At 63.1% G+C, this 26,797-nt stretch carries 23 protein-coding genes and 1 tRNA gene; 14 read left to right on the forward strand and 10 right to left on the reverse strand.

Annotated elements, in window-relative coordinates:
- The first annotated feature begins 13 nt into the window (after positions 1-13).
- The 4 genes from GGQ88_RS14940 to GGQ88_RS14955 all read left to right on the forward strand — a co-directional run bounded on the left by GGQ88_RS14940 (position 14) and on the right by GGQ88_RS14955 (position 3,513).
- The gene (locus GGQ88_RS14940; RefSeq protein WP_183614243.1) at positions 14-961 is read left to right on the forward strand and encodes an alpha-E domain-containing protein; all 948 of its coding nucleotides are present in this window, start codon (positions 14-16) and stop codon (positions 959-961) included.
- A 12-nt stretch (positions 962-973) separates the two neighbouring features.
- Positions 974-1,786, forward strand: coding sequence for a transglutaminase family protein (locus tag GGQ88_RS14945; RefSeq protein WP_183614244.1), 813 nt, complete (start codon positions 974-976; stop codon positions 1,784-1,786).
- An 89-nt stretch (positions 1,787-1,875) separates the two neighbouring features.
- Positions 1,876-2,640, forward strand: a complete 765-nt coding sequence (locus GGQ88_RS14950) for a proteasome-type protease (RefSeq protein ID WP_183614315.1) — start codon at positions 1,876-1,878, stop codon at positions 2,638-2,640.
- Positions 2,641-2,892: 252 nt separating this feature from the next.
- Positions 2,893-3,513, forward strand: coding sequence for a response regulator transcription factor (locus tag GGQ88_RS14955; protein ID WP_183614245.1), 621 nt, complete (start codon positions 2,893-2,895; stop codon positions 3,511-3,513).
- A gap of 63 nt (positions 3,514-3,576) precedes the next feature.
- On the opposite strand, the gene GGQ88_RS14960 is transcribed toward GGQ88_RS14955, so the two are convergent.
- Positions 3,577-4,212 carry an extensin family protein gene (locus GGQ88_RS14960; protein WP_343057230.1) on the reverse strand — a complete coding sequence of 212 codons (636 nt, stop codon included), beginning with the start codon at positions 4,210-4,212 and terminating at the stop codon, positions 3,577-3,579.
- Positions 4,213-4,322: 110 nt separating this feature from the next.
- Positions 4,323-4,398 (reverse strand) — tRNA-Val (locus GGQ88_RS14965).
- A gap of 511 nt (positions 4,399-4,909) precedes the next feature.
- Between GGQ88_RS14965 and GGQ88_RS14970 the strand changes: the two genes are divergently transcribed.
- Positions 4,910-5,140 carry a hypothetical protein gene (locus GGQ88_RS14970; RefSeq protein ID WP_246386049.1) on the forward strand — a complete coding sequence of 77 codons (231 nt, stop codon included), beginning with the start codon at positions 4,910-4,912 and terminating at the stop codon, positions 5,138-5,140.
- 66 nt (positions 5,141-5,206) lie between these two features.
- Positions 5,207-6,025: a hypothetical protein gene (locus tag GGQ88_RS14975; protein ID WP_183614247.1), complete on the forward strand. Its 819-nt coding sequence runs from the start codon at positions 5,207-5,209 to the stop codon at positions 6,023-6,025.
- Positions 6,026-6,248: 223 nt separating this feature from the next.
- Here GGQ88_RS14975 and GGQ88_RS14980 read toward each other — a convergent pair whose 3' ends face one another.
- Positions 6,249-6,917, reverse strand: a complete 669-nt coding sequence (locus tag GGQ88_RS14980) for a TetR/AcrR family transcriptional regulator (RefSeq protein WP_183614248.1) — start codon at positions 6,915-6,917, stop codon at positions 6,249-6,251.
- Between the two features lie 114 nt (positions 6,918-7,031).
- Between GGQ88_RS14980 and GGQ88_RS14985 the strand changes: the two genes are divergently transcribed.
- Genes GGQ88_RS14985 through GGQ88_RS14995 form a run of 3 tightly spaced genes read left to right on the forward strand, consistent with a single transcriptional unit; the run spans position 7,032 to position 11,569 of the window.
- A complete protein-coding gene (locus tag GGQ88_RS14985; protein ID WP_246386051.1) occupies positions 7,032-9,404 on the forward strand; it encodes a TonB-dependent receptor in 2,373 nt (790 codons plus the stop codon).
- A complete protein-coding gene (locus GGQ88_RS14990; protein WP_221214690.1) occupies positions 9,401-10,309 on the forward strand; it encodes an alpha/beta fold hydrolase in 909 nt (302 codons plus the stop codon). The genes GGQ88_RS14985 and GGQ88_RS14990 overlap by 4 nt, the downstream gene beginning before the upstream one ends.
- Positions 10,310-11,569: a spinster family MFS transporter gene (locus GGQ88_RS14995; protein WP_183614249.1), complete on the forward strand. Its 1,260-nt coding sequence runs from the start codon at positions 10,310-10,312 to the stop codon at positions 11,567-11,569.
- Between the two features lie 35 nt (positions 11,570-11,604).
- Here GGQ88_RS14995 and GGQ88_RS15000 read toward each other — a convergent pair whose 3' ends face one another.
- Positions 11,605-13,356 (reverse strand): cation:proton antiporter domain-containing protein, encoded by a 1,752-nt coding sequence (locus GGQ88_RS15000; protein WP_183614250.1) that lies wholly within the window; start codon positions 13,354-13,356, stop codon positions 11,605-11,607.
- Between the two features lie 98 nt (positions 13,357-13,454).
- Here GGQ88_RS15000 and GGQ88_RS15005 point away from each other — a divergent pair, with 98 nt between their 5' ends.
- The 3 genes from GGQ88_RS15005 to GGQ88_RS15015 are packed head-to-tail and all read left to right on the forward strand — an operon-like array spanning position 13,455 to position 17,142.
- Positions 13,455-14,924 carry a DUF4139 domain-containing protein gene (locus tag GGQ88_RS15005; protein ID WP_183614251.1) on the forward strand — a complete coding sequence of 490 codons (1,470 nt, stop codon included), beginning with the start codon at positions 13,455-13,457 and terminating at the stop codon, positions 14,922-14,924.
- 8 nt (positions 14,925-14,932) lie between these two features.
- Positions 14,933-16,459 carry a DUF4139 domain-containing protein gene (locus tag GGQ88_RS15010; RefSeq protein WP_246386053.1) on the forward strand — a complete coding sequence of 509 codons (1,527 nt, stop codon included), beginning with the start codon at positions 14,933-14,935 and terminating at the stop codon, positions 16,457-16,459.
- Positions 16,460-16,509: 50 nt separating this feature from the next.
- Positions 16,510-17,142, forward strand: coding sequence for an SCO family protein (locus GGQ88_RS15015; RefSeq protein ID WP_183614252.1), 633 nt, complete (start codon positions 16,510-16,512; stop codon positions 17,140-17,142).
- Between the two features lie 11 nt (positions 17,143-17,153).
- Here GGQ88_RS15015 and GGQ88_RS15020 read toward each other — a convergent pair whose 3' ends face one another.
- From GGQ88_RS15020 to GGQ88_RS15045, 6 genes are all read right to left on the reverse strand, one after another.
- Complete coding sequence (locus GGQ88_RS15020) at positions 17,154-18,128, reverse strand: helix-turn-helix domain-containing protein (RefSeq protein ID WP_183614253.1); 975 nt, start codon at positions 18,126-18,128, stop codon at positions 17,154-17,156.
- 299 nt (positions 18,129-18,427) lie between these two features.
- Positions 18,428-19,717, reverse strand: a complete 1,290-nt coding sequence (locus tag GGQ88_RS15025) for an adenylosuccinate synthase (protein ID WP_183614254.1) — start codon at positions 19,715-19,717, stop codon at positions 18,428-18,430.
- 543 nt (positions 19,718-20,260) lie between these two features.
- Entirely contained in the window at positions 20,261-21,379 is a 1,119-nt protein-coding gene (locus GGQ88_RS15030; RefSeq protein ID WP_183614255.1) for an ATP phosphoribosyltransferase regulatory subunit, read from the reverse strand.
- Positions 21,380-21,558: 179 nt separating this feature from the next.
- Positions 21,559-23,145, reverse strand: a complete 1,587-nt coding sequence (gene serA / locus GGQ88_RS15035) for a phosphoglycerate dehydrogenase (RefSeq protein WP_183614256.1) — start codon at positions 23,143-23,145, stop codon at positions 21,559-21,561.
- Between the two features lie 144 nt (positions 23,146-23,289).
- The gene (locus GGQ88_RS15040) at positions 23,290-24,429 is read right to left on the reverse strand and encodes a phosphoserine transaminase (RefSeq protein WP_183614257.1); all 1,140 of its coding nucleotides are present in this window, start codon (positions 24,427-24,429) and stop codon (positions 23,290-23,292) included.
- Positions 24,430-24,549: 120 nt separating this feature from the next.
- On the reverse strand, positions 24,550-25,143 hold the full coding sequence (locus GGQ88_RS15045) for a TlpA family protein disulfide reductase (protein ID WP_246386055.1): 594 nt from the start codon (positions 25,141-25,143) through the stop codon (positions 24,550-24,552).
- Between GGQ88_RS15045 and argH the strand changes: the two genes are divergently transcribed.
- Both argH and GGQ88_RS15055 read left to right on the forward strand, forming a co-directional pair.
- Positions 25,133-26,542: an argininosuccinate lyase gene (gene argH, locus GGQ88_RS15050; protein WP_221214691.1), complete on the forward strand. Its 1,410-nt coding sequence runs from the start codon at positions 25,133-25,135 to the stop codon at positions 26,540-26,542. The two genes, GGQ88_RS15045 and argH, sit on opposite strands and share 11 nt — an antisense overlap.
- The gene (locus GGQ88_RS15055; RefSeq protein ID WP_183614260.1) at positions 26,539-26,790 is read left to right on the forward strand and encodes a hypothetical protein; all 252 of its coding nucleotides are present in this window, start codon (positions 26,539-26,541) and stop codon (positions 26,788-26,790) included. The genes argH and GGQ88_RS15055 overlap by 4 nt, the downstream gene beginning before the upstream one ends.
- Positions 26,791-26,797 lie beyond the last annotated feature (7 nt).

Here is a 26,797-nt window from a genome sequence, read left to right on the forward strand (position 1 = left end):
CCGAGAAACTCCCATGTTAGGCAGATCCGCAAACGGCATGTTCTGGCTGTTCCGCTATCTCGAGCGGGCCGAGAACATTTCGCGCCTGATCGAGGCGGGCTTCCGCATGGCGCTGACCCGCGATGCCTCCGATGCGTCGGACGAATGGCGTTCGCTGATCGTGACGCTGGGCTTGCGCCGCGCGTTCGAGGCGCGGCACGGCAAGGAATATACCGGCCCCCACGTGTTCAACTTCATCCTGCGCGACCGCGACAATCCGGGCAGCGTGCTGGCGATGACCGAGGAAGCGCGCACCAACGCGCGCATGGTGCGCGGCGGTATTACCCGCGAGGTGTGGGAATCGGTTAACGATGGCTGGATGCGCCTGAAGGAGGCGCTGGCGCGGCCTGTGCCCGAAACGCGGCTGGGCGATGTGCTCGACCTCGTCCGTCGCCAGTCGACGCAAGTGCGTGGTGCGATGGAAGGCACCATGCTGCGCAACGAGATCTACAATTTCGCGCGGATGGGCAGCTTCATCGAGCGGGCCGACAACACGGCGCGCATCCTCGACGTGAAGTACTATGTGCTGCTGCCTTCGGTATCCTATGTCGGCACCAGCCTCGACAACGTGCAGTGGGAAAACGTGCTGCGATCGGTCGCGGGCGAACGCGCCTATCGCTGGCTTAACGCCGGACGCATGGACCCGCGCGGTATCGCGGAGTTCCTGATCCTCGATGGGCGCTTCCCGCGCAGCCTGGCATTCTGCTATTCCAAGCTGCGCTCGAACCTGGCCAGTCTGGCGCGCGAATATGGCAACGAGATGCACTGCCATGAAATCCTGCGCGATGCCGACTGCCAGTTTCATCAGGCCACGATCGAGGGCATCTTCGAGCAGGGCCTGCACGAATTCATCGGCAAGTTCATCCGCGCCAACACCGCGCTCGCGCTGCAGATTCAGCGTGACTATCGCTTTACCGAATAGGCCCCTTGTTTCATGCGTATCGCGGTCGATCACACCACGCACTACGTCTTTTCTGGCCCTGTTTCACGCGGGCTGCAGCGGTTGCGGTTGACGCCGAAGGGTTCGGCGGGACAGCGCGTGCTCGAATGGAAGATGGAGTTCGACGGCGCGCAATTGCAGGTCGAATACGACGATCCCAACAACAACCACGTATCACTGATCTCGTTCGATACCGGGACGCGCGAGGTGACGATCCGCTGCCACGGGATGATCGACACCAACGACCAGTCGGGCATCATCGGGCGGCATTCGGGCTTCATGCCGATGTGGCAGTTTCTCGAACAGACCGATCTGACCCGGACTGGCGCGAAGATGCGCGGTCTGGTTTCTTCGCTGACGACCGAAGCCAACCCTCTGGCGACCCTGCATGGGCTTTCGGCATCGATCCGCGAACGTGTGGAATATGCCTCGGGCTATACCGACTCGTCGACCACTGCCGAAGGCGTGCTCGCGCTGGGGCACGGCGTATGTCAGGATCACGCGCACGTGTTCATCGGCGCGGCCCGTTCGCTCGGCATTCCCGCGCGTTATGTCAGCGGCTACCTGTATATGGACGACCGGGTCGAGCAGGATGCCGGCCATGCCTGGGCCGAAGCCCATGTCGAAGGACTCGGCTGGGTCGGGTTCGACATATCCAACGGCATAAGCCCGGATTCGCGCTATGTCCGCGTGGCGACGGGCCGCGATTACCGCGATGCCGCACCGATAACGGGGATAACGCACGGTGCGCGTGATGAATCGATGCACGTCAAGCTTGCCGTGGAGCAGCAGCGTGTGGAACAGTAGCGCCGCCAGTCGGCATGGGTGACGCCAGCGCGCGTGAACTCGACGCCATCCGGCGCAGCAAGCGAGGCGATAACGATCGGGGTGGGGCGATGACGTATTGCGTAGGTATGGTGCTGGACAAGGGGCTCGTCCTGATGAGCGACACCCGCACCAACTCCGGCGTCGACAACATTTCTGTATTCCGCAAGATGTTCAACTGGTCGGTCCCAGGCGAGCGGCAGATCGCGATTATGACCGCCGGCAACCTTGCCACGACGCAGGCGGTGATCTCGCAACTGGAGGAACGCAACAAGGCGCCGAGCGACCGGCGGCCATCCATCCTCGAAGCGCCGACGATGTTTCAAGTCGCCACGCTGGTCGGCAATCTCCTGCGAGGGGTGATCGAAGGGCGGCGCGAAGGCGGAATGCAGAGCGAGGGGCCGCGGTTCACCGCCTCGATCATCGTTGCGGGTCAGATCAAGGACATGGAGCCACGGCTGTTCATGATCTATCCCGAGGGCAACTTCATCGAGGCGAGCTTCGACACGCCGTTCTTCCAGATCGGTGAGACCAAGTACGGACGGCCCATCCTGCTGCGCGGCTATGACGCGAAGATGAGCTTCGAGGACGCGGTCAAGCTGTTGATGGTATCGTTCGATTCGACGCTGGCAGCAAACCTGTCGGTAGGTCTGCCGTTCGACCTGATGGTGCTCGAGCGCGACAATTACGAGCCGCTGCACCAGCGCAGGATCCTGGCGAGCGATCCGTATTTCAAGGCAATCTCGTCAAGCTGGAGCGAAGCGCTGCGCCAGGCGTTCCATTCGCTTCCGGATTATTCGTTCGAGCAGGACGGCGAGCAACCGGGCGGAAATTGAACGAGATTCGGATCGACCGGCGCGCGCGTCTTGGTTAACGCCGCCTTGCTGGTGCCCCCGAAGTACGACGGAAGTCCGGCGATTTGTGCAATTTTAGCGATGGATCGCCGAAACGCTCGAAGGAATGATCCGTTCCCGAAGCGAAACTCCTAAGGAAAAACCTGTAGTTTCGGGTCATTGGCGGTTCTATTCGGTTCATTCCGAAACTAACGTCTGTGGCCATACCCGGCGTCCGGGTGGTTAACTCCACCCATGGCAGATCGTGTAACACTCCACATCCTCGATGGTGACTCCGCCCGCAGGGCACAGCTCGCACGCCTCGCGTTCGCAGCAGGCCATCACGCTGAAATCTATGCGAGCGCGGAGGAACTGCTGACGCACGCACCTTCGACCGGGCTGGTCCTGGCGCATGACGAACCCGTGGGCGAAGGCATCCCCCGGCTGATCGCGGCGATGATGCATGCCGGGCACTGGCTCCCGGTGATCGCGATCTCCGAGGCGCCTGAAACGTCGGCGGTGGTCCGTGCGATCAAGGCAGGGGCGCTCGATTATCTGGCAATGCCCTCGCAGATTGCGCCGCTGAACGAAGCGGTGGCCGGTGCGGGGCGTGAGGCTGATACCTATCGCGCGCAGCGAGCGCGTGCGGCAGAAGCGCGCCAGCGGATAGCGCGGCTCAGTTCGCGTGAGCGCGAAGTGCTGGATCGACTCGCAGAAGGTTGCAGCAACAAGGCGATCGCGCGCGAGCTCGATATCAGCCCGCGCACCGTGGAAATTCACCGGATGAAGATGATGGGCAAGCTCGGCGCGCGCCATGCCGCCGAAGCGGTGCGGTTGCGGATCGAGGCGACCGGGCTGGAGGAGCTTGCGGCCTGATCGTTTGCTGATCTGCGTGGCGTTGAGACGGGCGGGGGGCAACTCCCGCCTTTTTCTTGCGCGTCAGCGGCAGAGCGGGCGAAGCCCGCCCGGTTCGAGATGCAGGTGATTGTGGTGAGCGGCGTTGTAGTCCGGCGTCAGGACTGTGCCGAACCGCTTGCAGGCGCTGTCACGGACCGTGCGCAGGAACGCGCGGGTCTGCGGCGATGGTGAATTCCAGTCATCGAGAATGCTGATGCGGCGTCCATCGGCGAGCCGGAATGCCGCGACATCCACGGCATTTGCCGTCGCATGGGCCGACAGTCGCGACGTGCCCGCGACGTTGCGGCACGAATAACTGCCCATCGTCTCGATCCTGACCAGCGGACTGCCCAGAATCTGCCTCGCGGCGCGGTCCACGCCGAAGCGTGCCCATCCTTGCAACGATGCAGCAACGGGGCAGGCCAGCGGACCGAGGTTGGTTACGTCGAGTCGGCCTTCGTCGCCCTTGAGCCAGCCGAGCCTGACGGTGCCAAGCGTCGAACATCCCGCGCCGTAATATTGGTCGGGCAGCGGGGTGAAGTTGGCCTGTGTCGCGCCGAGGCTGCTGAGGCAGGCGCGGCCCTGCGGGGTCTGCGTGATCGATGCGCCGGTGTTGCGCGGAGCACGGCGCTGCGGTGTATCGGGCGAGCCTGTGCACGCTGAGAGCAATGCGGTCATCGCGATAACAAGAAGCGGACGATTTGCCATGCCCGCAAGAATTGCAGGTCATGGTTATCAAGGGCTTAACGGCGCGATGAGCCGAATGCTGTGGTGGGGCAGATCAGGGATGGTGGGCGCTGACGGGCTCGAACCGCCGACCCTCTCGGTGTAAACGAGATGCTCTACCAACTGAGCTAAGCGCCCGCTCTCGCGGAATGGCGCATTTACGGCATTCTAGCGCGCCGTCAACCGCTGTGTTTGCGGAACGAAACGGAGCCAATCGGAACAGATCGGCACCTAGAGTCCCGACATAGTCCCGACCGCCAATCCAAGACATCTCTGCGCATAAATCCGCAACACACGATGGCTGCTAGCCTGCTGTTGATGCGATCGGCAATGTCGCCGAAAATTCAGCCAGGAGAGAGGATGCCGCACAAGAATGAAGGGTGTGGGTCGCAAACAACTAACAATATCATAATATTGATCTAATGACATTATATAGAGAGGCTAACATTCCCGGTTAGACAAACAATTTAAAATCAATGACATGATATGGATTTGGCAGAAAGATTAGGTCATGGTGAGCTCTCATTTCGCACCATGAGAATGGCGGATTTCTGGGCTGTCCGGCCAAGCAAATAGGGCAGGTGCGAAACATTAGATGTTTCCGACGAACGGGGGTGCCCCACCCCCGCGCCGCCAACCCACAAATTGCATGATTGCCGACGAAGAAATCCACGATTTGCGCCACACGCGCGGCATCCGCATCGTCCGCGCCACCGGCTCGCGCGCCGCAGCAAAAGAAGCCCTCAAGCACCAGCGCATCGAAACCACTCTGCCTTACGCCCACGTCCTGGACGACGACGTGCGCAACGCGCTTGAAGCAAGCGAACTGGCGGCGGGTAACGCGCAAAGCAAGTCGAATGAGGGTCGAGCTCGCCGATAGTCAGACTTGCGGCATAGACCAATAATCTCCATTCGCTTGTTAGTTTGTAAGCAGCTGGATGATTCCGTGTCTCACCCCCCGAAAAACCTAGCGTCCAACGAAATCGCTCTTTTCTTTGAAACGAACCAACCACTGCCAGCTGGGCAGGTTGGACGATTGTTTGAGGCAATTGATCACTTTGCCCATGACGAAGGCTTCTTAGGGTCTGCCGATATATTAGAGCTGCGGTCAGTAGGTACGGGCACGATGTGGGCCATTTTTGCGGCCGTCAGCGAACATGGAAGTAACATCGCAGGGATGGCGGGTTTTGGCTTGGCTCTGTTGCTCGCTTTGAAGAAGCCGAAGGGCAAGGTGGCAGAACGCGCTGCCGAAATTGTGGTGGAACATGGCGTCTCTAGAACAATGATTATCACAATCGAAGCTTCTGAGACCGTGCTACGTGACATGATGCCATTGGTTAAGTTTCTGGAAAACAGGGAGGTTGCCCGGAGGCCTCGTCTGACCTTAAGCGGTTTCGAAGAGGACCAGCTAGCTGCCGGAAGTGCGGGCGGCACTGGCGCGGAAGAGTCTGAGCCCGAAGACACCGATACCGCCTTTGAAAGTCGGATATATCGACTGGGTGAAATTTTCATCGATGAATACGGTGCAGAACATCAGCTAAGCTATGTTTCTGCTGACGCGCCCAAGATTGAAGGCGAAACGAACCGAAGTTGGCGATGTTATATCGATCCCTATGGACCTGACCGAAGGATGGTGGCGATCATTGACCCGGATAAAGTGCTTCCCAATCGGAACGAAAATCCTAGGTTCACCGTCGGAGTGCTAGGATACCCGCTCGTTGAAAATGGTCAAGTTGCAGCATTCAGGGCGGTCGCACTTAACTAACCCTCAGCCAAACAAGCCGAAGTTTAGCAAAGTCCCGACATAGTCCCGACTACAAATCTGGATAGAGCCGAAAAGCCAAGCTTTACTGCGGAGCTAGGGCCGCACCACATCGCCGTGTAAATGAGATGCTCTACCAACTGAGCTAAGCGCTCGGGTAACCCGGAGCCGGACTATCGCGAGGTTTTCTGGGTTGGTCAAAGGTTGGAGGTCCGACCATTAAGCGTCAGGGATCTCGTCGCAAGATGCCCCGTTCGAGAAGCGAGCGGGCGACTGCGGCGACTTCCTCGTCCGATTCGGTGTCGGACCAGATGCTGTAGCGAAGGCCGAGGAAGACATTCATGCCCATGATCGCCCATGCGTGGGCTTCATGCAGGTCGTCCTGAAACTCGCCGTTGTCGCGGGCGCGCTTTAGTCGTTCGAAAATGCGCTGCGCGGTCGATTCGTAATGGCTGCGGTAGCTGACCGGATCGACGAACTCGGCCTCGTCGATGATGCGGTAGATTTCCTTGTGCTCACGCGCAAACCGCAGAAAGGCCATGAGCGCCATCTGCTCGGTTTCGACCGCCGTGTTGCTGGCATTCTGCCTTGCCGCAGCGTGGATCCGCACATGATCGCTCAGGTCCTTGACGAGCGCGCGGAAGATTTCATTCTTGCTATCGAAATAGGTATAAAAGGTGCCCAGCGCCGTGCCGGCTCTTGCAGTGATGCCGGTGATCGACGACTCGTGAAAACCCTTCTCGCCAAATTCGAGAGCCGCTGCATCGAGCAGCTTGCGTAAGGTTTTGCGCCCCCTCTCGGTACGCGGCTGCTTTCCTTCTCGAACTGCCCCCGCGCCTGCAGGCGCCTCCGGCTGGGCCTTGGTGCCGCTGGGGGATGCTCGGGATGTGCTCATAAGGTGACAGCTAACCGATTAAGCGGGGGGTGGCAAACGAACCATATTGAAAGTTGGTTCATGTTTCATTAGGGGGGTCCCAACGGCGAATTATCCGCCGGAGGGGATCAAGCCATGGGCATGCCGAATTTGCTGAAGAGCACTGCGTTTTCCGTTATCGCTGTAGCCGGACTTAGTTTCACCACCGCGGCCACGGCACAGGCACAGACACAGACCGCTGAAACTGCTGACGCTTCTGCCGTCGCGGAAGATGATGGCGCGATCGTGGTCACCGCGCGCCGTCGCGAAGAAAAGTTGCTCGATGTGCCGATTGCGGTGACCGCGTTCAGCGGCGCACAGCTTGAGCGCAGCGGCGCGATCGACATCACCGACATCGGTCAGACCACGCCGAACACTACCGTCGAAGTGTCGCGCGGGTCGAACTCCACGCTCAGCGCATTTATTCGCGGCGTCGGCCAGCAGGACCCGGTTTCGGGCTTCGAGCAGGGCGTCGGGCTCTATCTCGATGACGTCTACCTCAACCGTCCGCAGGCTGCCGTTCTCGACATCTATGATGTCGAACGCATCGAAGTTCTGCGCGGCCCGCAGGGTACGCTTTATGGTCGCAACACCATTGGCGGCGCGATCAAGTACGTTACACGCCAGCTGCCTCAGGACTTCTCGCTGAAGCTCAAGGGCACCTACGGATCGTATGACCAGGCCGATGGCGTGGTCACCGTGAGCGCACCGATCAGCGACCTGCTGCGCATCGGTGCCTCGGGTGCGCGGTTGACGCGCGGCGGCTTTGGCAAGAACCTGACCAATGGCCTGGATAACTACAACAAGGACGTTTGGGCCGCGCGCGGTACCGTCGAACTGGGTGGCTATGGCGAACCGGTACTGATCCGCGTCTCGGGCGACTACACCAAGGACAAGAGCAATCCGCGCGGCGGACACCGCCTGATCCCCTCGCTGAAGACCAACGCGCCGGTTCTGGACAACGTCTTCGACACGCGCGGCGGGCTCAACACGCCAATCCAGGATATTGAGGCTTACGGCCTTGCGATGAATGTCACGGCTGAACTGACCGACACGATCACGCTGCGTTCGATCAGCGCCTGGCGCAAGGACAACTCGGCAACGCCGATCGATTTCGACGCGCTGCCGTCGGCAGACGTCGATGTTCCGGGCCTCTATCTCAACGAGCAGACCAGCCAGGAATTCCAGATCCTCTACGAGGATGACAAGCTCAAAGGACTGGTCGGCGCGTACTATCTGGCGGCCAATGCAGACACGCTGTTCGACGTGCGCATCTTCAACACGCTGGCCGGGCTGACCGCTTTCACCAAGGCCGCCGTCGATACCGAAACTTTCGCGGTCTTCGGTGACTTCACGTACGATTTCAGCGATCAGTTCAGCCTGTCGGTGGGTGGGCGTTACACGCGTGACACGCGCGAAGCGCAGATCCTGCGCCAGAACTACCTTGGCGGCGGCTCGCCGGTCTTCGGCGGCGCAGGGGTTGCGTTCGGGACGCCGAGCACGAACTTCACCGGCAAGCGGACCTTCAAGAAATTCACGCCGCGCGCTTCGGTGGCATTCAAGCCGACGCCTGACCACACGCTTTACGCCAGCTATTCGCAGGGCTTCAAGGGCGGCGGCTTCGATCCGCGCGGGGTTGGCGTGAACGCGCCTGACCTCGACAAGAACGGCGTGCGCAGCGATGATGAAATCGCCTCGTTCCTCAGCTTCCGTCCCGAAAAGGTCGACAGCTACGAGGCCGGATACAAGGGCAGCCTGCTCGATGGCGCGCTCAATGTCGCGCTGGCTGGCTTCTATGCCGACTATACCGACGTGCAGATCCCGGGCTCGGTCGCCTGTACTGTAGGCGGACTGCCGAGCTTCTGCGGCGTAACAACCAACGCAGGCAAGGCCACCTTCAAGGGTGTCGAATTCGAAACCCGTGCCCGCCTCGGGCAGGATCTGGCGGCCGTCGGTGACCGAATCACGCTGTCCGGTTCGCTGGGTTACATCGACGCGAAGTACAAGCAGTACATCTCGAACATCGGTGGCAAGCCGACCGATGTCGCCGCGTTCCGCAAGGTGCAGAACACGCCCAGGTGGACCGCCAGCGGCACGCTCGAATATTCGGCACCCGTCGGTGAAGGCTCGGTCAACTTCGGCACGACGCTCTCGTACCGCAGCACCACCAACCAGTTCGAAATCCCCAACCCGTTCCTCGACCAGCGCGGGTACACACTGTGGGATGCCAATCTGGTCTATGCCGCCCCCGATGGCCGCTGGACGCTGGGCGTGCACGGCAAAAACCTGACCAACAAGCGTTACAAGACCTCGGGCTACACCTTCGTCGCAGTGAATCCGACAACGGGCGCGATCATCCCGAACCCTGTGACCGGGCTGCCCGTAGCTTCGCTGGGCACCGAAGGCACGCTGACTGCCTACTACGGCAATCCACGCCAGGTCTTCGTTACTGCAACTGTCAGCTTTTGACGCACGATCAGGCCACTCCGGGGGCCGTGCCGATCTCTTTCCGCTCGCACCGCTATCGTAGCGCGTGCGGCCGGTTGGAGCTTTTTGCGCGGATCTACGATGTCGCCAATCGGGGCGACAAACCGCCGCTCTTGCTGATGCACGGGCTGACCCGGAACAGCGCGGACTTCGAACCGCTGGTCGAGCATCTCGCCCCGCACTACCGGCTGGTCGTGCCCGACCAGCGCGGGCGGGGGCTGTCGGACTATGACAGCGATCCGGCGAATTATCGGCCCGATATCTACGCAGCAGATATGTTCGCGCTGCTCGACGGGCTGGGGGTAGGGCGCGCGGGGCTGGTCGGAACGTCGATGGGTGGGCTGATCGCGATGGTCATGGCAGTTATGCAGCCTGATCGCGTTACCAGCATAGTCCTCAACGACGTCGGTCCGCAGATCGAAGCAGCCGGTCTGGCGCGTATACAGGGTTATGTCGGGCCCATGCAAGATGCAGCGAGCTGGGACGAAGCGGCTGCGAGATGTGCGGCCGTCAACGCAGAGGCGCTGCCGGACCTCGGTCCGCAGGACTGGCTCAGCTTTGCGCGGCGGACCTGCCAGAAGACCCCGGAGGGCAGCATCCGCTTTGCCTATGACCCGGCAATTGCCACCAGCACGCAAGGCGAGCAGCCCGCAACTTTGCCGCCCGATCTGTGGCCCCTGTGGGACGCGCTGGCGGAAATGCCGGTGCTCGTTCTGCGCGGGGGACACTCGGACCTCCTTGCCGCTGCCACCGTCACGGAGATGGGCAGACGGCATAGTGGCCCGTTCACCGCATGCGAAGTGCCCGGCCGGGGCCATGCGCCGATCCTTGACGAGCCTGCGGCGCTCATGGCACTCGAACCCTTTCTCCAAACCTGGGCGGTATAGATGGCACCCAAGCCCCAAACTATCCCGCTGCCAGGCCGACCCAACGTCGTTCTGGCGATGTTGCTGCTGGTCTATGTGTTCAATTTCGTCGACCGGCAGATCCTCGCCATCCTTGCCGGTCCGATCCAGCGCGATCTGGGCTTGTCCGACAGCCAGTTGGGGATGCTCGGCGGGCTGGCTTTCGCCATGCTCTATTCGACGCTGGCCGTACCGCTCGCTTGGGTCGCGGACCGCACCAGCCGTAGCTGGGTGATCACCATCTCGCTCGGTCTGTGGAGTGGCTTTACCGCGCTTTGCGGACTGGCGCAGGGCTTCTGGCACATCTTCTTCGCCCGGCTGGGCGTGGGCATAGGCGAAGCAGGCGGCGTCGCGCCCTCTTATGCGCTGATTGCCGACTACTTCCCCAGCCATCGCCGTGCATTCGCCCTGTCGATCTATTCGCTGGGCATTCCGCTCGGCTCGGCAGTGGGCGTGCTGGCGGGTGGGTATATCGCTTTCATGGTCGACTGGCGGGCGGCATTTTTCGTCGTCGGTCTTGCCGGTCTGGCGATAGCCCCGCTGTTCAAGTTCCTCGTGCGCGATCTGCCCAAGCCGGTGATGGCATCTGCAGAACCGGCACCGCGTTTCGCAGATATCGCCCGTACTCTTGCGCGCAAACCCTCGTTCTGGCTGCTCGCGTTCGGAGCGGCGACAAGCTCGATGCTCGGCTATGGTCTTGCGTTCTGGCTGCCCAGCCTGCTCCAGCGCAGTTTCGGCCTCGATCTGACGCAGACCTCGCATTTCATCGGGGCGATGCTGCTGATCGGCGGCGTGTCGGGGATGTTGCTCGGCGGTTGGCTGGGCGATCGCCTGGGCAGCCGCGACCGCGCTTTCCTCGCCTATCTCCCCGCCGCCGCGTTCGTCATCGGCGTGCCATTGTTTGCCGCTGGCATCTACAGCTCGAGTGCCGGAGTGGCGTTCCTGTTCCTCGTCATCCCGCAGGCGATGGCGTATATCTGGCTTGGACCGGTGATATCGGCGGTGCAGTTGCTCGTGGTCCCCGCGGCCCGCTCGACTGCATCGGCGCTGTTCCTGCTGATCAACAACCTGATTGGCCTTGGCGGCGGCATCTTCGCGCTCGGCGCGCTTTCCGACGCTTTAACGCCATTCTATGGGCAGGATGCGTTGAGATATTCGATGCTCTATTCGCTCGCGCTGTATCTCGTCTCCGCGATACTTATGGCACTCGCAGCGCCGCGATTGCGCAAGGACTGCCTGTAACGTCATCTCCGGGCATGAACCCGTCGTGAGACAGGTCAGGCGCCTCGTTCCTGAGGCTCGGTGATTATCCTGTCGCGCGCGGTGCGGACGTCCCCGGATTCGACCTGCAGTTTCAAGCGTTCGCGATCGCGGGCGCGGAACATGTCTTCGGAGCGGTTGATCTCCTCTTCGGACAGGCCGGCATCTTTCAACGCGATCCGGGCCATGCGCACCGCCGATTCGAGCACTTCGCGCACAACCGCCTTGGCAGGCGTGACCTTCAAGCGGATCAGCGCGCGCCGGTCGTAGGCGCGAATGTAGATCGCGGCACGCGGGAACGCGCCGTGAACCGCCTCGACGAATTCGGGCGTGATCTGGTCGCCGTCGAGGCAGAAGAAGATCATCTCGGCCTCATCCGCGCCGGCCTGACGCAGCAGATCGAGCCGCGTGCCATCGCCGAAATAGACCTTCGCGCCGAAGCCTGCGGCGACGTCGATCATCTCGATATCGGTATCGACCATCGTCACCGGGATGTTGCTGGCGAGCAGCATCTGGCTGACGCCCTGTCCGAAGCGCCCGAAACCGACAATGATTGCGTTCGAGCCATCGGGCTGCGGGCCATCGCGCGTCCCCGGGACCACTTCGGCCTCGCGCCGGAAGCGGGCGGTGACCATCATCAGGAACGGGGTGCTCGCCATCGAAACGGTGACGACCGCGCCGAACAGGCTGGCCGCGTCGGGGGCGATGAGCAGGCCCTGCTGCGCTTGCGCGAAAAGCACGAAGCCGAATTCGCCGCCTTGGCTGAGCAGCAGGCCGAGCGCCAGTGCTCCACGCCAGGGCATGCGGAACGCGAGGCCGATCAGGAAGATGACGCTGCCCTTGATCGCGATAAGCCCCACCGCCATGGCCATGACGAACAGTGGTCGTTCGGCAATGGCGCCAAGGTTTAGCATCATGCCGACGGCGAGGAAGAACAGGCCGAGCAGGATCGAACGGAACGGTTCGACATCGGCTTCGAGTTCGTGGCGGTAGGGGCTGTCAGCCAGCATGACGCCTGCGATGAACGCGCCCAATGCGGTCGACAGGCCGAGCACTTCCATCACCGCTGCCGACGCCATGACCGTGAACAGTGCAGCGACGACGAACATCTCGCGCTCACCCAGGTTGCCGATCAAGCGGAACAGCGGGCGGATGAGGAAGCGTCCGGCAGCGATCAGTCCGGCGATCGCGCCCACGGTGTAGAGGCCTAGCAGCCATCCCGGAGGGCCGCCAGCGTCGGCGGGGTTGCGGCTCATCACCGAGATGATCGTGATAAGCGGGATGATCGACAGGTCCTGAAACAGCAGGATCGAGAACGCGCGCTCGCCGAATGGAGTGCGCAAGCGCCCCGACGATTGCAGCATCGGCAGCACCTGCGCGGTCGATGACAGGGCAAGCGGAAGGCCGAGCGCGAAGGCTGCCTCCCAGCTGAAGTGGGTCGTCAGCCCGATCATTGCGGCGATCGCAACACCGCAGATCGCGACTTGCAGCAGACCGAGGCCGAGGATGTCGCGCTTCATCCGCCACAGCCGCGATGGGTTCAGTTCCAGCCCGACGAGGAACAGCAGCAGAGTGATGCCAAGTTCGGCGATGCCCAGCTTCTGTTCGGCATCGCCGACGAGCCCGAGCACTTGCGGTCCGACGACTGCGCCTGCGACGAGGTAGCCCAGGGTCGCACCCAGGCCAAGCCGCCGGAATATCAGCACGAATGCCAGCGCGAAGCCGAGCAGGAGAAATCCGTCATGAAGCATGGAGGCAGGTTCGGGCATGATCCTTCTGTAGAGCGATCCATTAGCGCCGCAACCGTTCAGCCTGCGTTGATCTGGCCGCGTGCAGCGTATAGCCAGTGGGAAACAGGGGAGTGGCGATGCGCAGGTTGGCGGTTCTGGCGACATTTGTGGCGAGCGCAGGGTTGGCCCATGCGCAGGCGGACACCCGATCCGCGCAAGGCGATGTCTCGCTGACGATCTACAACAACGATCTCGCGCTGGTGCAGGACGTGCGGCAGATGAGCCTCCCGCTCGGGCGCACGCGTCAGGAATTCCCCGATGTGTCGGCGGCGATCCGGCCCGAGACCGTGACGCTGAATGCAGGCGGCACCGGGATTGTCGAACAGAACTTCGACTACGATCTGCTGACGCCCGACAAGCTGCTCGACAAGGCGGTGGGCCAGACAGTGACGATCGTGCGCACCAATCCGGCAACGGGTGTGGAAACGCGCGAGAACGCGACGATCCTGGCCAACAACGGCGGCACCGTGGTGCGCATCGGCGAGCGGATCGAGGTGCTGGAAAACTATGGCGCGCGTGTGATTTTCCCGAGCCTGCCTGCCGGTCTGCGCGCGCGCCCGACGCTGTCGGTGACACTCGACACGACCAGCCCCGGCGCCCGCCCCGTGACGCTTAACTATTTGTCGCGCGGGTTCGGCTGGAAGGCGGATTATGTCGCACTGTTCGACGAGGCTGCGGGCAAGATCGATGTGCAAGGCTGGATCACGCTGACCAACAGCAGCGGCACCACGTTCAACAATGCGCGCGTGCTGCTGGTGGCGGGCGCAGTCGGCGATGGCGCGCAACAGGATTATCGTCGCCCGCGCCCGGTGATGCCCGGCAACCGCCCGGGCACGCAAAGCGCCAATCGCGAGACGCTGGGCGATTTCTACCTCTATCCGATCGACGGGCGCACGGTGGTCGCCAATGCACAGCAGAAGCAGGTCAGCTTTCTCGATGTAGCGGGTGCGCCTGCAGCGAAGGCCTATCACTTCCGCAATGGCTGGCTGCAAAGCCAGACCGAGGCGCAGAGCGCCGATACCGTGCTGAAGTTTTCATCGTCAAAGGAAGCAGGCCTTGGTGACGCCCTGCCTGCGGGGACAGTGCGCGTGTACATGCGCGATGCGCGTGGGCAGCCGCAATTCATTGGTGAAAACGCGATCGGTCATACCCCGATGGGGTCCGCTCTCGCGCTCAAGACCGGCGAGGCTTTCGATGTGAAAGTTCAGCCAGTATTGGAAAAACGCGACCGGATCGACAGCGGCGAATGGGAGCGCTCGGTCCGCTATCGCGTGACCTCAAGCGGCCAGCCGACGCGCGAGGTGACGGTGGACGTCGCCAAGGAGTTCTGGCGCACGACCATGACGTACAAGGTTACCAACGCCAAGGCTGTGCCGGTGACGGTCGAAGTGGTGCAGGCGGGCCTCGACAACTGGTGGCACGATGCGCGGGTACCTTCGGAGAGCATCAAGGGCGAACAGCGTTCGGCAGATGAGCGGGTCTGGCAAGTGCCGGTTCCGGCCAATGGCGAGACGGTCCTGAGCGTCCAGTTCGACACGCGATATTGAGCCCGGCGATGCGCCGCGTTGCGGTTCTCGGTGCGTTGCTGGCGGCGCTTCCAACGCCGGTCCTTGCACAAGGAACGGTCACGTCTGTCGCGCCCGATAGCGTTGCCGTAAGCGTCTATCGTGCGCCCGATCGAGACAGCGACGAGGCGATGGATCTCGACTGGCTGCAGGGCTACGCGCTGGTAACCGAGAAACGCACAGTGGCGATCCCCGCCGGGCGCAGCGTGATCCGGTTCGAGGGCGTGGCGGCGGGGCTGTTTCCCGAAAGCGCGATTGTGACCGGCTTGCCATCGGGTGTGCGTGAGAAAAATCTCGACGCCGATCTGCTTTCGCCGCGCAGCCTTTATGCCCGCGCGTTCGGACGCCCGGTGATCGTGCGGCGTACGTTTCCCGGCAGTGGGAAGGTGACCGAGGAACGGGCGGTGATCCGTTCGGGGGCGGGCGGCGCGGCGATCCTCCAGACGGCGGCGGGATTCGAGGTGGCCAATTGCGCCGGGCGTCAGGACACGCTGGTCTACGACGGCGTACCGGCGGATCTTTCGGCGCGGCCGACGCTGTCGATCGAGACCGAAGCGGCGAGCGCGCAGAATGTCACCGTGTCGCTGTCGTACCTTGCGTGGGGTTTCGATTGGCAGACGAACTATGTGATCGCGATGAACCCGGACGGGCGCACAGCCGATGTTGCGGCGTGGGTGACTTTGGCTAGCAGCGATTCGACAAGTTTTTTCAACGCGGAGACGGCGCTAATCGCGGGCAAGGTAAATCGTGAGGATACCGAGCCGGGTGTTGCACCGACCGGTGGCGAGCTGATTCTGCAATGCTACCTGCAATCGCTGGTGCCGCCTCCCGCACCGCCGCCGCCGCCACCTATGCCGGTCATGGCTCCCGCCGCGATGATGGAGTCCGCAGATATCGTGGTTACCGCGCGCCGGATGGAGATGAACGCGCCCGTCAGCGTCCAGCAAGAGGGGCTAGGCGACCTCAAGTTGTATCGCGTGCCGGTGCCGGTAACGGTTGCGGCCAAGGCGCAGAAGCAGGTTGTGCTGGCGCAGAAAAAGGGCGTGAAGTTCGAGGCGTTGTATCGCGCCGACGTCTATGGCGACAGCGTCGGTGATGTCCGCCAGTTGCTGCGTACCCGCAATCGTAAGGAAGAAGGTCTGGGGCTGCCCCTGCCGGGTGGTCCGGTGGCGGTGTTCGAGGAGCAAGGTGGCACGATGCTGCTGTCGGGCGAGGGCGGCTTGCCCGACAAGGCCGAGGGCGAGGATGTCGAGATCGAACTGGCCGCATCGACACAGGTGACGGCTGAAACCGAAGAGTTGAGCGGGGATGAGCGGTCGCGTACGATCGAGCTGGTCGCGCGCAATGCCCGACCGGTCCCCATCCGCTTCGAGGCGCGGATCGCAGTGAGTGCGTCTGCACATCTGGCGGGGTCGTCACGCACGCTGCAGCGCAAGGATGGACGCAGCATCTGGGCGGTTTCGATACCGGCGAATGGCACGGCAAGTATGACTTACAAAATCGTTAAATCCGACTGACTGATATCCCGTCGAGTGACTTTGTCCTTCAGTCTGATAAACGAATAGCAATGACGTCATCAGGCGAAACCACGATCAAGCGTGCGCGCGGCGCAATCGTGCTCGCGATCGCTCTGATGTGCGCAGTCGTGGCCGTCTGGTTGGTTGCCCGCGCTGGCGGCCCCGGATTGAACCACACGGCAATCGATCAGTACCGACTTGTGACAGCCGATGGCAGGCCGTTCGATCGCAAGGAGCTGATTGGCAGCCCTTCGGTGATGTATTTCGGATTTACCCGCTGTCCTGATATGTGCCCCATGATGATCTCTAGGCTGATCGCCGCGCGCAGGACCCTTGGGGGGGACGCCGCGGATGTCCCGATCATCTTCGTCACGATCGATCCGGAGTATGACACGCCGGCACGGCTCAAGACTTTTGTGAGCACTTTCGACGCGCCCGTCATTGCGCTGACGGGAACGCCCGAGGCGATCGACCGGGCAGCAGACAAGGCGGCAGTGTTCGTCAAGCATGTCAAACTGCCCAACGGCGAGGACACGATTGAGCACACGACATCAGCGTTCGTCTATGATCGCGATGGCGATTTCGTCGACGCGGTTCTTCCAGGCGATAGCCAGCAAGCGATCCTCGATCGCCTGCGCCGGGTCATCGCCCAGCCGCAAGCGACGGCATCGGGCGTTATCTAACTGGCTCCGGCCTATACTGGCGCGGCGATCGTGCCGATCTCTGCGAAATAGTGGGCCACCGCGTCGATCGCCTTTTCCGACAGGGTGATGAACGCGCGGCGGCGGTCGCTTTCGTCTTCGGCGCGGCAGAACAGGCCTGCTTCGGTCATCTGCGTGATCCAACGCAGCGCCGTCGTCGGCGGGACGCCCGACGCGATGCAGAGCGATGTGACCGAAACGCGCTTGTGTTCGGCGCGCGAGGCGGCGAGATCAAGCAGCATGTCCCAAGCCGGGTCGGCGAACAGATCGCCATCGAAGAAGCGCGCGCGCAACTGGCGCTGGCGGATGATCTTGCGCACCAGCAGCGGATCGGGAAGCGCGGGCCGCGTATTGCGCACCAGCCGCGATGACGGATCGCGCGCACCGGTGGCGTCGAAGCTGAACGCGGATGCTCCCACAACCTCACGGTTGCCCGCATCCGACAGCGTTTCGAGCTTCTGCGCGATCTGCGAAACCTGTTCGGTCAGCCGCAGCAGGGACATGCGATCGTGATCGGACAATTCGCGCACGCGTGAATCATCGGCCAGTAGCAGACGCCCCAGTGCAATGACCCGGTCGGCGCGGCTGGGACTGACGAGGATCTGGGCATCGGACTGATCGAGGCAAGCAAATACATCGTCGAGCGAGCCGATACTGGTGGAGACGACCAGTTTAGCGCCCGACCGCGCAACGCGCATGTCGAGCCGCGCGAGCGCCGCCATGTCGGCGCCTTCAAGCACCGGGCAATCGACGAGTACGAGATCGCCCAAGGGTTGTTCGCCCTCTGCCATCAGCGCACCCAGTTCTGCGGTACGTGTGACGCGTAAGCCTGCTGCGGCGGCATCTTCGGCCATTTCGGCCCGCACGTAACCGCGATCGGCAAACACTGCGACGGCAAGCGGCGACAGCGGACTGATGAACGCGACGTCATCAGTCGCGTAATCGAACTGTGCGAGTGCCTGGCCCATGTGATCTGCCCCTTAGTAGTTCCACCTATGCGAACAGGTGTGGAACAAACTGGGATCAGGTCAAGATCATTTATCTCGGTTTTGGAGCAAGAAGCAGCGTTGGCGGGTATGCGCTCTGACGCAAGTATTTGAAGGCAGACGATATTGCCATGAGGCAGCGCCAGGCATCCCCAAGCCTAAACGCAAGCAGTCGTCCGAGCGCGAGGGGCTCGGTCACCGTTCCGGCATCGGCCTGCGGCGAATCGAAGAAGAAAGCCCTCTCCCGACCCTCTCCCCTGAAGGAGAGAGGGCTTCGAGGGTCAGTCCACGAAGGGATCACGCACGAGGATCGTGTCTTCGCGTTCCGGGCTGGTCGAGACCAGCGCGACAGGCGTTTCGATCAGTTCCTGCACGCGCTGGATGTACTTGATCGCCTGTGCGGGCAGGTCGGCCCACGAACGTGCGCCCGCCGTGGTGCCGGCCCAGCCGTCCATTTCCTCGTAAATCGGCTCGACTTCGGCCTGATCGGCGGCGTGGCTGGGGAAGTAGTCGAGCACCTTGCCGCGCAGGCGGTATCCGGTGCAGATCTTGACCTTTTCCATGCCGTCGAGCACGTCGACCTTGGTCAGCGCGATGCCGGTGACGCCCGAGATCGCGCAGGACTGGCGCACCAGCACGGCATCGAACCAGCCGCAGCGGCGCTTGCGCCCGGTGACCGTGCCGAATTCGTGGCCGCGCTCGCCCAGACGCTGGCCGGTGGCATCTTCCAGTTCGGTCGGGAACGGGCCGGAACCGACGCGTGTGGTATAGGCCTTGACGATGCCGAGCACGAAGCCGGTGGCGTTGGGGCCGAGGCCTGAACCGGACGCTGCCGTGCCCGAGACGGTGTTCGATGAGGTGACGAAGGGGTAGGTGCCGTGATCGACATCGAGCAGCACGCCCTGCGCGCCTTCGAACAGGATGCGCGCGCCGGCCTTGCGCACCTGATTGAGGCGCTTCCACACCGGCTGGGCAAACTGCAGCACGTAAGGCGCGATGTCGCGCAGTTCGGCGACCAGTGCATCGCGATCGACCGGCGGCTGACCGAAGCCTGCGCGCAGTGCGTCGTGGTGCGCACACAGCCGGTCGAGCTGCGAATCGAGCGCATCGAGGTGCGCCAGATCGCAAACGCGGATCGCGCGGCGGCCGACCTTGTCTTCATACGCCGGGCCGATGCCGCGCCCGGTGGTGCCGATCTTGCCCGAGCCTGCAGCAGTTTCGCGCAGGCCATCGAGGTCACGGTGCAGCGGCAGGATCAGCGGGCAATTGTCGGCAATCGCGAAATTATCCGCGTTGATCGCCACGCCCTGCGCCGTCAGCTTCTCGATCTCGGCCTTCAGCGCCCAGGGATCGAGCACGACGCCGTTGCCGATGATCGACAGCGTGCCGGTGACGATGCCCGATGGCAGCAGCGAAAGCTTGTAGACCTGCTCGCCCACGACGAGCGTGTGGCCCGCGTTGTGGCCGCCCTGGAAGCGGACGACGGCATCGGCGCGGCTGGCGAGCCAGTCGACGATCTTGCCCTTGCCCTCATCGCCCCACTGGGCGCCGATCACGGTTACGTTAGCCATGAATATACTCCTCCACCCTGCCAAGGTGGATCCGGTAGCGCCCTTCGACAGGACTCGGCGAAACGGATGATTTTGACGGGCGGCAGGCACCCTGATTTCGGAGCGCGCGTTAGGGGCGAATGCGCGTGCAAGTCAAGTGTGTGACGGAGGTGGCGTTGCACAAACGTTGCGGCGCGTCGCCCCGGACTTGGTGCGGGGTGAGGCTGCGCTCCGTTGTTTCGCGCAGAGATCGCAGAGGTGAGATCCGCACTAAGGCGCGAAGAGAAGGAGGGCGCAAAGGACTGTTTTGCCATCGCGCGAAGCTGTGACTCCGGCACCGGCAGCGGTCATCCGGCGCAAGCGTCTCTCTTAGAAACTCTTCGCGCCTTCCTTCTCTTTGCACCTTTGCGCAAACGAACCTCCTAAGGCCGAGACAAAGAGCCTCACCCCGGATCAAGTCCGGGGCGACGAAAATGGCACGGCGACCGCTCGGTCGGTGAGATGGGCTGTGTGATGCCCCTGACGTACTCGCGTCTACCAGAGCTTCCCACGAACGGATTTGGGTCAAACGTTCTCCGGCCCACCCGCGCCCAACACATGCGTGCACCCAAGCGCCTCGGCGCTATCCGCATCCGACAAAGCCGCAACCGTCCGCCATCCGATTGAGCGCAACCGCGCTGCCTCATCGCGATCATGCCCCAGCGGCAGGAACACGCGGTCTTCTGCGGGTTCGTTTGCCGCAATCACGTCGATCAGCGCGTCGGGGTAGAGCGAGAAGCCGGTGGCGGCTTCGCCTGCGCCCGACCCTGCGATGCGGTAGGTGCCGCCGCGGCCTACGGGGCCGCGTACGCCTTGGGCGTAGAGGGTGAAGCCGAACCAGGTCTGGTATTCGAAGCCGTGGCGTTCGCTCGGGTCGAGCGTCAGGCGCGCGGTGCCGTTCAGGCTTGCGGCGATTTCGCGCAAGGCCTTGATGCGGCTGGCGAGGGCGCCGCCTGCGTCGATGGCGGACAGTTTCTCGATTGCCGCATCGAATTCGCCGGTGGCGTAGAGCAGCGGGACGTAGGCCTCGCCGCCGACATCGCGCAGGCCCCCTGCGTCCTTGGTGTCGAGTTCGCGGCGGACGGCTTCGATTTGCGACGGCTCCAGCGGCAGGGCTTTTTCGGCCAACGTATCGACCAGGTCGGGCAGGGTGAAATCGACACTGACGCCGCTTGCGCCTGCGGCCTGCAGCGCCTCGATGGCGATGGCGACGATCTCGGCAGCGGCGGCGACATTATCCGCGCCGATGAGTTCGGCACCGCACTGCAGCTTTTCGCGCGCGGGGTTCAGGCCATCTGGCTTGATCGTGACGACTTGGCCTGCATAGCACAGGCGCAACGGGCGCGGCGCTTCGGCGAGGCGGGTTTCGGCGATACGGCCGATCTGTGGGGTGTAGTCGCTGCGCAGCGCCATCATCCGCAAGGACAGCGGATCGACGAAGCGGAACATGCGGCGGCTCTGGATGCCCGCCATGCGCGAGGCAAGGCTGCGTTCGAATTCGATCGAGGGTGGCATGACCCGGTCATAGCCGTGGCCGTGCATCGCGGTCTGGATCGCGCGCATCACGCGCGTTGCCGTGGCCGCATCGCGCGGCAGGCGGTCTTCGAGGCCCTCGGGCAGCAGATCGGAATTGGCGTCGCTCATGGCGGGGCGCTTAGCGGGAAGTTTGCGGTGTGTCGATGCGGGTGGGTTGTGTTTGGTCGAGAGGGCGGATGCCCACCCCCGACCCCTCCCGCAGGCGGGAGGGGAGAAGAAGTGCGGCCCTTCCTTGTCCCCCTCCCGCAAGCGGGAGGGGTTGGGGGTGGGCTTCTGACCTAGCAAACTCAGCCGAACTTCAGCGCCTTGACCACGCGGACGCCCGGCAATTCGCAGGCCTTCTTCAGCACGTCGGCACTGACCGGGCTGTCGACCGAGAGCAGCAGCACGGCTTCGCCACCGGCATCGCGGCGGCCGAGGTGGAAGGTGCCGATGTTGATCCCGGCCTGACCCAGCAATGTGCCGATCGAACCGATGAAGCCCGGCGCGTCGGAGTTGACGATGTAGAGCATGTCGCCGTCGAGATCAGCCTCGATGCCGATGCCGAAGATCTCGACCAGACGCGGCTGGCCATTGCCGAACAGCGTGCCTGCTACCGAGCGATCGCCCTGCGCCGTGCTGACCGTGACGCGCACCAGCGTATGATACACGCCCTCGCGATCATGGCGCACTTCGCGCACATCCAGCCCGCGCTCCTTGGCCAGGAACGGCGCGTTGACCATGTTCACCGTCTGCGAATACTGCTTCATCAGGCCAGCCAGAACCGCTGCGGTGATCGGCTTCTGGTTGAGCTGTGCAGCAGCACCTTCGACCTCGATCGAGATCTTGGTCAGGTTGTCATGCGCCAATTGGCCCACCAGCGAACCGAGGCTTTCGGCCAGTGCCATGTAGGGCTTGAGCTTGGGCGCTTCCTCGGCAGAGAGCGAAGGCATGTTGAGCGCGTTGGTGACGCCGCCGGTCACGAGGAAATCGGCCATCTGTTCGGCCACCTGCAGCGCGACGTTGACCTGCGCTTCGTTGGTGCTGGCGCCCAGATGCGGGGTGCAGATGAAGTTGGGCGTGCCGAACAGCGGGCTGGCCTTGGCAGGCTCGACCTCGAACACGTCGAGCGCGGCGCCCGCGACCTGACCCGAATCGAGTGCATCCTTCAGCGCGGCTTCATCGATCAGACCGCCACGCGCGCAGTTGACGATGCGCACGCCCTTCTTGGTCTTGGCAAGGTTTTCGCGGCTGAGGATGTTGCGCGTCTGGTCGGTCAGCGGCGTGTGCAGCGTGATGAAGTCGGCCTTTGCCAGCAGCGTATCGAGATCGGCCTTTTCGACGCCCATTTCGATGGCGCGCTCAGGCGTCAGGAACGGATCGAACGCGACGACCTTCATCCGCAGGCCGAGCGCGCGGCTGGCGACGATCGAGCCGATGTTGCCCGCGCCGATCAGGCCCAGTGTCTTGCCGGTGACTTCAACGCCCATGAAGCCGTTCTTCGGCCAGGTGCCAGCCTGGGTCTGCGCGTTGGCTTCGGGGATCTGGCGGGCGAGCGCGAAGATCAGTGCGATGGCGTGTTCGGCAGTGGTGATCGAATTGCCGAACGGGGTGTTCATCACGACCACGCCCTGCGCCGAGGCTGCCGGGATATCGACGTTATCGACGCCAATCCCGGCGCGGCCGATGACCTTGAGGTTGGTGGCAGCGGCAAGGATTTCCTTGGTCACCTTGGTGGACGAACGGATGGCGAGGCCATCATATTCACCGATGCGGGCGATCAGCTGTTCGGGTGTTTCACCGGTAATCACGTCAACGTCGCAGCCCATTTGGGTGAAGATGCGGGCGGCATTGGGGTCCATCTTGTCGGAGATGAGAACTTTGGGCTTGGTCATAAATGTCTCCCTCTCCCCTTCAGGGGAGAGGGCCGGGGAGAGGGGGAATGCCGCTACCCGGCCCTGAAATGGTTGAAAAGTTAGGGGAGTAAGGGGAAGTCCCCTCTCCCAACCCTCTCCCCTGAAGGAGAGAGGGCTTAACGTTTAAGCCGCAGCCAGCTCGGCTTTCACCGACTCGTAGGCCCAGTCGAGCCACGGGCCGAGGTCAGCGATGTCCTCGGCGTTGACGGTCGCGCCGCACCAGATGCGCAGGCCTGCCGGGGCATCGCGGTATCCGGCGATGTCATAGGCGGCGTCAGCCTTTTCGAGCAGGGCAGCGAACTTCTTGATGAAGTCTGCATCCGCGCCTTCGACCGAGAGGCAGACCGAGGTCTTGGACCGCGCTGCCGGATCGGCGCACAAGTGCGAGAGCCACGAACGTTCCTCGACGATCTTGTCGAGCGCGGCGGCATTCGCGTCGCTGCGTGCCTTCAGCCCTTCGAGACCGCCCAGACCCTTGGCCCATTCGAGCGCGAAGATCGCGTCTTCGACTGCCAGCATCGACGGGGTATTGATCGTCTCGCCCTTGAACACGCCTTCGGCCAGCTTGCCCTTGGACACGAGGCGGAACACCTTGGGGAGCGGCCAGGCAGGCGTGTAGCTCTCAAGCCGTTCGACCGCGCGGGGGCCGAGGATCAGCACGCCGTGGCCGCCTTCGCCGCCGAGGACTTTCTGCCACGAGAACGTGGCGACGTCGATCTTCGACCAGTCGATGTCATAGGCGAACACCGCCGAGGTGGCGTCTGCGAAGGACAGGCCTTGGCGGTCGGCCGGGATGAAATCGGCGTTCGGCACGCGGACGCCCGAGGTGGTGCCGTTCCAGGTGAACAACACGTCGTTCGACCAGTCGATTGCAGAAAGGTCGGGGATCTGGCCGTAATCGGCGCGCAGGATCGTGGGCTCGATCTTCAACTGCTTGGCAGCGTCGGTCACCCAGCCTTCACCGAACGATTCCCATGCGAGCGTGGTGACGGGGCGGGCGCCCAGCATCGTCCACATCGCCATTTCGAAAGCGCCGGTATCCGATCCGGGCACGATGCCGATACGGTGCGTATCGGGCAGCTGCAGCACTTCGCGCATCAGGTCGATGCTGTACTGCAGACGCGTCTTGCCGATCTTGGCGCGGTGTGACCGGCCCAGCGATTCGGTGGCGAGTTTTTCGGGGGAGTAACCCGGCGGCTTGGCGCAGGGTCCGGACGAGAAGAAGGGGCGCGCAGGTTTGCGTGCCGGGTAACCAACAGTCATGTAGTCTCTCCTTGCAGAGAGCACGCGCGGCGTTGGGACCGCGTGGCCCGCTGGCCCCTCTAAAGAGGCGGCGGGGTTTGTCAATCTGGATAGGTATGTGCTTTGGGTCGGGTTCTTCCTCTACTTCCCCAAAGTCTCCGCCAGCATCGCCGTCGTGCGCGGTCCCGACCAGTCGTGCGCGCCGATCATGCGCCAAACTTCCTTGCCTTGCGCATCGTAAAGCACGGTCGTTGGCAGAAGGCCAGTCTGGTAATGGAAGCCCAGGTTGTTGTCGGGGTCGAGCCAGGGTTCGAGCTTGGCGAATTTCTTCTCGGCAAAGAACTGCGCCACCTTGTCGTTCCCGGCCATGTCCTGCGACACGGTCAGCACGCGCAGCTTACCAGCGTTGTCCGCAGCCAGCTTGTCGAGCATCGGCATTTCCAGCACGCACGGCCCGCACCATGTCGCCCACAGGTTCACCAAGACCGGCGTGCCCTTGAGATCACGCAGCTTCAGCGACTTTCCCGAAGGATCCGTCACCGTGAAGTCCGGCATTCCCGTTCCACGGTTTGCAATATCGAGCGTCCCGTTGAATTCGCCCTTTGCCGCAGTTTCCGCCGCAGTCGCCGACGTCTGCGGTTGCGCGTCGGAAGCGGCTTGCCTATCGCACCCCGCAGCGGCAAGCGCTGCCGCGAGCAGCAGCAATCGGGGCGAACGGAACGAGATGAGCGGCAATTCAGGCTCCAACCAGATGTGGGGAGGACGTTTCGCAGGCGGCCCTTCGGCCATCATGCGCGAGATTAACGCCTCGATTCCCTTCGACAAGGCGCTGTGGCGGCAAGACATCGCCGCGTCAAAGGCCCATGTGGACATGCTCGCCGCACAGGGCATCGTCACTGTGGAGGATGCAGGCCTGATCGCAGGCGGTCTCGATGCCGTGGCCGCCGAATACGAAGCCAGCGGAGTCCCCGAAAACTGGGACCTCGAAGACATCCACATGACCACCGAGAGCCGCTTGGCCGAACTGATCGGCCCGGTGGCAGGACGCCTGCACACCGCACGCAGCCGCAACGATCAGGTTGCAACCGACTTCCGCCTGTGGGTGCGCGATGCGATGGATCAGGCCGAATTGGGGCTCAAGCAGTTGCAGGTCGCGCTCGTCACACGAGCGGGCGAACACGCCGCCTCGATCATGCCCGGGTTCACCCACCTGCAGACCGCGCAGCCGGTGACGCTGGGTCATCACTTGATGGCCTATTACGAAATGGCCGGGCGTGACCGTTCGCGCTTTGCCGACGCGCGCGTCCGCATGAACCGCAGCCCCTTGGGCGCAGCGGCGCTGGCCGGGACCGGCTTTCCTATCGACCGCTTTCGCACGGCCGAGGCGCTTGGCTTCGATGGCCCGACCGACAACAGCCTCGACTCGGTGTCAGACCGCGATTTCGCGCTGGATTACCTGATGGCCGCCGCGCAATGCTCGCTGCACCTGTCGCGGCTGGCCGAGGAGTTCATCATCTGGGCGAGCCAGCCGTTCGGCTTCGTCACGCTGCCCGATAGCCTTTCGACCGGCAGCTCGATCATGCCGCAGAAGAAGAACCCCGATGCTGCCGAACTGGTGCGCGGGCATTCGGGCCGGATCGTCGGGTGCCTGACCGCGCTGATGATCACGATGAAGGGCCTGCCGCTCGCTTATTCGAAGGATATGCAGGACGACAAGCCACCGGTGTTCGAGGCGGCATCGCTGCTCGCGCTGTCGATCGCGGCGATGACCGGGATGGTCGCCGAGGCCACGTTCCGCACCGAACGGATGCGCAGCGCGGCGGAACTGGGATACGCTACCGCCACCGACCTTGCCGACTGGCTGGTGCGGCAGGCCGACATCCCGTTCCGTGAGGCGCACCACATCACCGGTTCGGCTGTAAAGCTTGCCGAATCGCGCGGTATCGCGCTCGACCAGCTGCCGCTTGATGATCTCAAGGCGATCGACGCGCGGATCGATGACCGCGTCTATGCTGCGCTCTCGGTCGACGCGAGCGTCGCCTCGCGCGCCAGCCATGGCGGAACCGCGCCGAACGAGGTAAGCAAGCGCGTTGCCGAAGCGCGTGTAGCGCTGGGGCTGGAGGACAAGGCTTGAGCGTATTGCGCACACTTCTGCTGACGGGCCTTGCCGCGCTTGCGCTTGCAGGCTGCGGTAACCGTGCCCCACTCAAGCTTGCGCCCGATCAGCGCACGCCGCCGATCCCCTATGGCCGCGAAGTCCAGCCGAACTCGGACGACCTGCTTAAACCGCCCGCGCAGGCTGCCCCTGCGCGCAATGTCGAGCCGCGTCGCCGCTCGCAGGATCGCGAAGACGATCCCTTCGACCTGCCTCCCGAAAACTGAGATTTTC

It is taken from the genome of Novosphingobium hassiacum, from assembly GCF_014196055.1.
GTDB lineage: Bacteria > Pseudomonadota > Alphaproteobacteria > Sphingomonadales > Sphingomonadaceae > Novosphingobium > Novosphingobium hassiacum.